The sequence below is a fragment of the Streptomyces sp. NPDC002476 genome (genome assembly GCF_042889785.1).
GTDB lineage: Bacteria > Actinomycetota > Actinomycetes > Streptomycetales > Streptomycetaceae > Streptomyces.
This window is the reverse complement of record NZ_JBIARH010000001.1, coordinates 452,087-459,346: the sequence shown is the minus strand read 5'-3', so window position 1 is coordinate 459,346 and position 7,260 is coordinate 452,087. Positions and strand designations below refer to the sequence as shown.

Sequence of the window (7,260 nt, the reverse complement as noted above, 5' to 3'; positions counted from 1 at the left end):
AGTGCAGACCCGTGCACACAGCTGAGCTCAGAGCAGTTCTCAGATTCGCTTCACCACCGGGATGAAGCCCGGTGCACTGCGAATAAACCCGGTAGTGGAGGTAGCGGAGGCAGCAGGCCGGTGCGCCCGTGACCGGTCCGGACCCGGCCGGTCCGTACGGCGATGTACGAGGTGCGGGACTGCTGCGAGGATGACGGCCATGGTTGACGTCACCACATCCACGCCCCCGCGAACCGGACCGAACACCCGTACCTGGGCGGCGGCGCTCGCCGCCTGCGTCGGTCAGTTCCTCGTCGTGCTGGACGTGTCCGTCGTCAACGTCGCCCTGCCGTCCATGCGCACCGACCTCGGAATGAGCCCCGCGGGACTGCAGTGGGTGCTCAACGCCTACTCCATCGCGTTCGCCGGGTTCATGCTGCTCGGCGGACGCGCCGCCGACATCTACGGCCGCAAGCGGATGTTCCTCACCGGCCTCGGACTGTTCACCGCCGCCTCCCTGGCCGGTGGTCTCGCCCAGGAGGGCTGGCAGCTACTGGCCGCGCGCGCCGCGCAGGGGCTCGGCGCTGCCGTGCTCGCCCCCGCCACCCTGACCCTGCTCACCGCCGTGTTCCCCGAGGGCCCCGCCAGGACCAAGGCCATAGGCACCTGGATGGCCGTCGGCGCGGGCGGCGGCGCGGCCGGCGGACTGATCGGCGGGGTGCTGACCGACCTGCTCTCCTGGCGGTGGGTCCTGTTGGTCAACGTGCCCATCGGGGCGCTCGTCCTGGCCGGCTCCGCACTCGTGCTCGTCGAGGGCCGCTCGGGCGAACGGCGGCGGATCGACTACCTGGGCGCGGTCCTGGTCACGGTGGGCCTCGCGGCCGTCGCCTACGGCATCGTGCAGACCGAGGAAGCGGGCTGGACGGCGGCGCGGACCCTGGTGCCGCTGCTCGGCGGGGTGGCCGTGCTCGTCGTGTTCGTCGTGGTGGAGGCATGGTCGGCCGAGCCGCTGATGCCGCTCAGGGTGCTCGGGGCGCGAGCGGTGGCCTCGGCGAACGCGGCGACGTTCGTCATCGGTTCCAGCACGTTCGCGATGTGGTACTTCATGACGGTGTACGCCCAGACGGTGCTGGGCTACACCCCGCTGAAGGCCGGACTCGCCCTGCTCCCCACGTCCTTGGCCGTGGTCCTCGGCTCGAAGTGCGCACCACCGATCATGGCCCGGGTCGGTGCGAAGAACCTGGCGCTCATCGGTACGGCCGCCGCCGCCGCGGGCTTCGGCTGGCAGTCCACGATGAGTGCCGAGGGCTCGTATCTCACCGCGGTCTGTCTGCCGGGCATCCTGATGATGGCCGGCGCGGGCCTGGCACTCACCCCGCTCGCCTCACTCGCCATCTCGGGCGTGGCACCCGGCGAGTCCGGTCTCGTCTCCGGCCTCGTCGGCACCTCCCGCACGATGGGCGGCGCGCTCGGTCTCGCCGTGCTCTCCACCGTCGCTGCCGCCCGCACCGCGGGCGGCACCGGGCCCGAGGAACTCACCGCCGGGTACGCGCTCGCGTTCCGCACGGCCGCCGCCGTCCTGCTGGGCGGGCTGCTGCTGATGGCCCTCTGGCTGCCGCGCCACCGGCCCGCCCGGCCCTGAGCCGGACCCTGCGTCCCTCTGAGTCGGACCCTCCAACCACCTCTGCTGCCGCGCCGCCCGGAACACGCATCATGCCCTGGTCCTCGGCGAGTGCGTCCTCGGCTCCGGTCGGTGCGGCCCGCTCCAGCCCTTCATGACCACCCCGTGAGGCGTCCAGGGTCATCAAGGTGTCCAGGCCGTTGCGGAGCCGGACGATGTCCGAGGAGCCGACGGCAATGGCTCCTCGCCAGGCCTCTCCCACACCCGCGCGCCCACTGACGTGCCGTCCGTAAGGAGTTCGACACCGTCTCTCTCCGACACCTCCACACCTCCGTATCAGGTAAACCGCTGCTCGGAGAGCTGCTGTATCTTCTGAGTCTTTGTTGATCTTGCGTGTGGCGCGGGGGTGCCGGTCTGTTCGCTCCCCCGCGCCAGAAGGAGGGGCGCGTTGAAGACCGTGAGAAGAGCAGTCGCCGCCGCGGTGGCGGCCGGACTGCTGGCGGCCTGCGGCAGTGGCGGTGCTGATGACAAGGCCGGGAACGGGGCCTCGGGCGGCTCCTCGCCGAGTGCGGGGGCGTCCCCGAAGCCGTCGGTGAAGGCACCGGAGGGCTTCGACACCACCAAGGGCTGGTACGCGTCCCTCGACTGGCTTCCGGAGGAGCGGGTGTCCTCCCGCCCGCCGGTGGAGGCTGTGCCCGAGGCGGGTGTCGTCGCCTTCCTCCAGCGAAAGGGCGGGAGCTACGTCGTCGAGGCACGCGACGCGGTCACCGGCAAGCTCCGCTGGAGCAGCGCGCAGTGGCAGCCGCCGGCCCCGGAGGACGGCGAGGACGAGGACGTGGTGCCTCAGCTGCTCGTCGTGAACGAGGACGGCCGCGAGTACGTCGCCCTCTGGGCCTATGGCAAGGGAAAGGGCGAGGCCGCGTCCGGTGCGGAGACCTCCGGTGACGAGGAGTCGAAGGTGGTCTCCTTCGTCTTCTACCCGGCCGACTCCTCGGGGAAGGACGTCGCTCCCGTCCGCACGGTCGCCATTCCGGCGGACGCCGACAAGAGCGGTGTGACGGTCGATGCCGGCGGGAACGGGGTCGCGGTCCGCTGGCTCCGCCCGATGCATGCCGCCCCGGATTCCGCGACGATCGACATTTCGGAGAATCGCGTCCAGACGTATGCGGAGGGAAAGGTGGAACTGCCTCCGGTCTGCGCGGGCGAGGGGCGCGACAGCTGCAGCAGCGGCGAAGTGGCCGGGCTGTCCCCGGACGGCCCGGTGGTAGCGCTCGACACAGGCGGCTTCGGTGTCGGCGGGGTCTGGCTGTCGCGTGACGCCGTTCCGCCGGGCACCAACTCGGCCGCCCCTGGGGACCGCGTGTGGCAGATCCTCGGTGGCCACGTCATCGCCTCCTGGAACCCGCCCAAGGGCGTGGCGGGCTGGGGCGCGACGGCGGTGATGGCCGTGCACGACCTGAAGTCCGGGAAGCTGAAGACGTCACTGAGGTGCGACACGGAAGCGGGGCCGGCGTACGGCCTCTTCAAACCCGTCCTGTCGCCGAACGGCCGCTACGCCGTCGCCGGTACGCTCGCCGTGGACTTCGAGCGGGACCAGGCGCATTGTCTTGACGACCAGGCAGCGGCGCCGGTCCAACTGGTGTCCGTGGGCGACGACGGCATCGCCTACGGCTACCAGAAGGCCGACTCGCCGTCCGGGTACGTGCCCGTCGCCGTCCCGCTCGACACCGGGAAGGCCCAGGCGCTGCCCAAGGACGCCGAGATCCCGTTCCTGTCGCTGCAGGAGGCCGGAGGATTCGAACTGCCCGGTGACGGCCCCGGCAAGCAGTTCGTCTTCCACCCGCGCCGCTGAACGCCCCGGGGAGACGCACGGTGGGCCCGACAGGTCCTTCCCGTCGGGCCCGGCCCGAAGCCCTCCCCGCGATCGGGCGATGTGGTGGAACCGGCGACCGAGGGCCTGGCCCGCCGGCGCCAGGAACCGAGGCCGGCCGGGCCAGGCGCACGCCTCCGGGGAGGCGACCGAGACCAGATCTGACGTGTCGTCAGAAATAGTCTTCACATCGACTGGGGGCTGCGTTATACATGGGAGTCATCGGCTGGAACACGTTCTAGAACGAGTGTGACGGCCGGTCCCGCACGGCCTCGGTGCGGTCGACGGTGCGGACGGCCGCGCCGAGGTCTCCCACCGTCAAGGAGCAGCTTTCCCATGCCGATTGATGCCGAAAAGGCTGTTGCCGCCGAACCCCGTTCCACCCGGATCAGCTGGGACCACAAGGACATCCAGCTCTACCACCTGGGCATCGGCGCGGGCACCGGTCCCGCCGGGGCCGACGCCGTCACCGACCCCGGCGAACTGCGCTACACCCTGGAGTCCCGGCTCCAGGTGCTGCCCTCCTTCGCCACGGTGGCGGGTGCGGGCATGGGCGTCGTCGGCGGGCTCTCCTCGCCCGGCATCGACATCGACCTCGCCGCCGTCCTGCACGGCGGGCAGAGCGTCCGGGTGCACCGGCCGATCCCCGTGAAGGGCGGTGCCGTGCAGACCTCGAAGGTCGCCGCGGTGTACGACAAGGGCAAGGCGGCCGTCCTGGTACTGCGTACCGAGGCCGCCGACGACGAGGGTCCGCTGTGGACGAACGACGCGCAGATCTTCGTGCGGGGCGAGGGCGGTTTCGGCGGTGAGCGCGGCCCGTCCGGACGGTCGGACCCGCCCACCGGCGACCCCGACCATGTCGTGGAGCGGCCGATCCGCCCGGACCAGGCCCTGCTCTACCGTCTCTCCGGTGACTGGAACCCGCTGCACGCCGACCCCGAGTTCGCCCGGCGGGCCGGCTTCGACCGGCCGATCCTGCACGGACTGTGCACCTACGGCATGACGCTCAAGGCCGTCACCGACACGGTGCTCGGCGGCGACGTGACCCGTATCCGCTCCTACCGCACCCGGTTCGCCGGGATCGTCTTCCCCGGCGAGACCCTCCGCATCCGGATGTGGACCGGCGAGGACCACGTCCGGGTCGAGGTGAGCGCCGTCGAACGGGACGACGCCCCGGTGCTCGGCGACACCTTCGTCGAATGCGTCGAGCACTCCGGGGGCTCCTGAGACCTCCGCGGACCTTCCCTGAGGCCCGCCGCTCCTGACCGTTCCCGTCACCTGACACCCGTGCCACCCCTGCCGTTCCCGTCGTTCTCGCGCCTCCGGCACCTCCAGCGCTTCCGGCGCTTCCGGCACGTCTGGCATGTCTGGCACCTCCGCCGTTCCCGTCCGTCACTCCTGATCCGATTCCGAGAGGTCCGCGGGCCCGAGGCACGGGCCCGCGGGACGTGTACCCGACCCGGGCCCATGAGGGGAGCCGCACCATGCGCGCAGCCGTACTGCACGAGATAGGCCAGGACAAACTGGAGGTCCTCGACGACGTCGAGGCGGTGGGCTTCGGCCCGGGGAAGGTCCGGATCCGGGTCCGCGCCACCGGGCTGTGCCACTCCGACCTCTCCGCGATGAACGGCGTGCTGCCCCAGCCGGCCCCCTTCATCCCCGGCCACGAGGGCGCGGGCGAGGTCGTCGACGTCGGCGACGGCGTCACCGGACTGAAGGCGGGGGACCGGGTGCTGGTCTGCTGGCTGCCCGCGTGCGGGGCGTGCCCGTCCTGCAGGCGGGGTCAGACCCATCTCTGCCTGGCAGGCTTCATGAACGCGGGCACCCCCAACTTCAAGCGCCCCGGCGGGGACGTGTTCGGATTCGCGGGGACCGGCACCTTCACCGAGGAGGTCGTCGTCGGCGCGGGCTGCGCGGTGCCCATCCCCGACGACGTCCCGTTCGAGATCGCCGCGCTGATCGGCTGCGGGGTGACCACGGGGCTGGGCGCGGCGATCAACACCGCACGGGTGGAGGCCGGTTCGTCGGTCGCCGTGATCGGCTGCGGCGGCGTCGGGATCTCGGCGGTCCAGGGGGCCAGGGTGCAGGGCGCCGCCCAGATCGTCGCGGTGGACCCTGTCGCGTCCCGGCGCGAGGCGGCGCTGCGGTTCGGCGCGACCGAGGCCGTGTCCCCCGACGAGTTCGCCGACGCCAGGCAGCGGATCACCGCGGGCGAGGGCTTCGACTACGTCTTCGAGGTCGTCGGCAAGTCGGCCACCGCGCGCACCGCGTACGAGAACACCCGGCGCGGCGGCACCCTCTGCATCGTCGGCGCGGGCGCGCTGGACGACCACTTCCAGGTCAACATGTTCGAGCTGTTCTTCGACGAGAAGCGCATCCTGCCCTCCATGTACGGCGGGGGCGACGTGCTCCGCTCCTACGGACGCGCCATCGAACTGTGGCGGGCAGGCCGGATCGACCTCGAATCGATGATCACCCACCGGGTGCGGCTGGACGGCATCAACGACGCCCTCGACCAGATGCGGACCGGGACGTCGCTGCGCACCTGCGTCGAGCTCTGAAGCCCTCGCCGCCGTTCCGCCGTCCGCCCCGGTCCCGGGTCGTCCCGGCCCGGGACCGGGGTCGGGATCCGGCCCGGGCCGAGGTCCGGGACCGGGCCCAGGCCCCGGAACCGGAACCCGGATCAGTTCCGGACCTCGGCCCAGGACCAGGCCACGGCCCCGTCCGGCCGTGGCTTCGTTCCCGTACCCCCGCTCCCTTCTGAGAGGTTCCGAGAACCCGATGTCACATCCCCTGTCACTTCCTCTGGACGGCCTGAGCGCGATCGTCACGGGCGCGGGCCGCGGTCTTGGACGCGCCGAGGCGCTGGAACTCGCCCGGCTCGGGGCGTCCGTCGTCGTCAACGACTACGGGCAGGCCGGGCGCGACGGCTCCGGCGAGGCGTCGGCGGCCCCGGCGCAGGAGGTCGTCGAGGAGATCCGCGCGGCGGGCGGCCGAGCGGTCGCGCACCTCGGCGACGTCTCCGACCACGAGCAGGCCCGCTCCCTGGTGGAACTGGCCGTCGGCACCTACGGAAAGCTCGACATCCTGGTCAACAACGCGGGCATCCTGCGCGATCGGATGATCTTCTCGATGACCGAGGACGAATGGGACTCCGTCATCAGGGTCCACCTCAAGGGCCACTTCAACACCACGCACTTCGCGGCGGTGCACTGGCGTGCCCGTTCCAAGGAGTCCGGCGGCCCGGTGTACGGACGGATCGTCAACACGTCCTCGGAGGCTTTCCTGGCCGGTTCGGCGGGGCAGCCGAACTACGCGGCGGCCAAGGGCGGCATCGTCGGCCTGACCACCTCCACGGCCCTCGCCCTGGCCAAGTACGGCGTCACCGCCAACGCCATCTGCCCGCGAGCCCGCACCCGGATGACCGAGGACGTCTTCGCCGGCTTCCAGGAACCGGAGGACGGCAGGCTCGATCCGCTCGGCCCCGAGCACGTCTCGCCGCTGGTCGGCTACCTGGCCTCCCCGGCCGCGGCCGGGGTCAACGGGCAACTGCTCGTCGTGCACGGCGGAATGGTCGCGATCGCCGAACGCCCCAAGGTGGCCGCGAAGTTCGACTCGTCGAAGGAGGCGTTCACTTTCGACGAGCTGGACGAACTGCTCTCGCCGTACTACGCCGACCGCCCGCCGAACGAGACCTTCGCGGCGGCGGAGGTGCTCGGCCTGAAACGGGGCTGAGCAGGGCGCGCACGCACCGGCACGGGAAAGGCCGGCCGCGTGCCGGTGCGGAGCC

Annotated in this window: 5 protein-coding genes; all 5 read left to right on the top strand. The window is 71.7% G+C overall.

Annotated elements, in window-relative coordinates; translation table 11 throughout:
- Positions 1 to 190: 190 nt before the first annotated feature.
- The 5 genes from ACFYXM_RS01970 to ACFYXM_RS01950 all read left to right on the top strand — a co-directional run bounded on the left by ACFYXM_RS01970 (position 191) and on the right by ACFYXM_RS01950 (position 7,205).
- Entirely contained in the window at positions 191 to 1,621 is a 1,431-nt protein-coding gene (locus ACFYXM_RS01970) for an MFS transporter (RefSeq protein WP_389285905.1), read from the top strand.
- Between the two features lie 427 nt (positions 1,622 to 2,048).
- A complete protein-coding gene (locus ACFYXM_RS01965; RefSeq protein WP_389285903.1) occupies positions 2,049 to 3,452 on the top strand; it encodes a hypothetical protein in 1,404 nt (467 codons plus the stop codon).
- A gap of 354 nt (positions 3,453 to 3,806) precedes the next feature.
- Positions 3,807 to 4,697: a MaoC/PaaZ C-terminal domain-containing protein gene (locus ACFYXM_RS01960; RefSeq protein ID WP_389285901.1), complete on the top strand. Its 891-nt coding sequence runs from the start codon at positions 3,807 to 3,809 to the stop codon at positions 4,695 to 4,697.
- 257 nt (positions 4,698 to 4,954) lie between these two features.
- Complete coding sequence (locus tag ACFYXM_RS01955) at positions 4,955 to 6,031, top strand: Zn-dependent alcohol dehydrogenase (protein ID WP_389285899.1); 1,077 nt, start codon at positions 4,955 to 4,957, stop codon at positions 6,029 to 6,031.
- Between the two features lie 220 nt (positions 6,032 to 6,251).
- Positions 6,252 to 7,205, top strand: a complete 954-nt coding sequence (locus ACFYXM_RS01950) for a 3-oxoacyl-ACP reductase (protein WP_389285897.1) — start codon at positions 6,252 to 6,254, stop codon at positions 7,203 to 7,205.
- Positions 7,206 to 7,260: the final 55 nt, after the last annotated feature.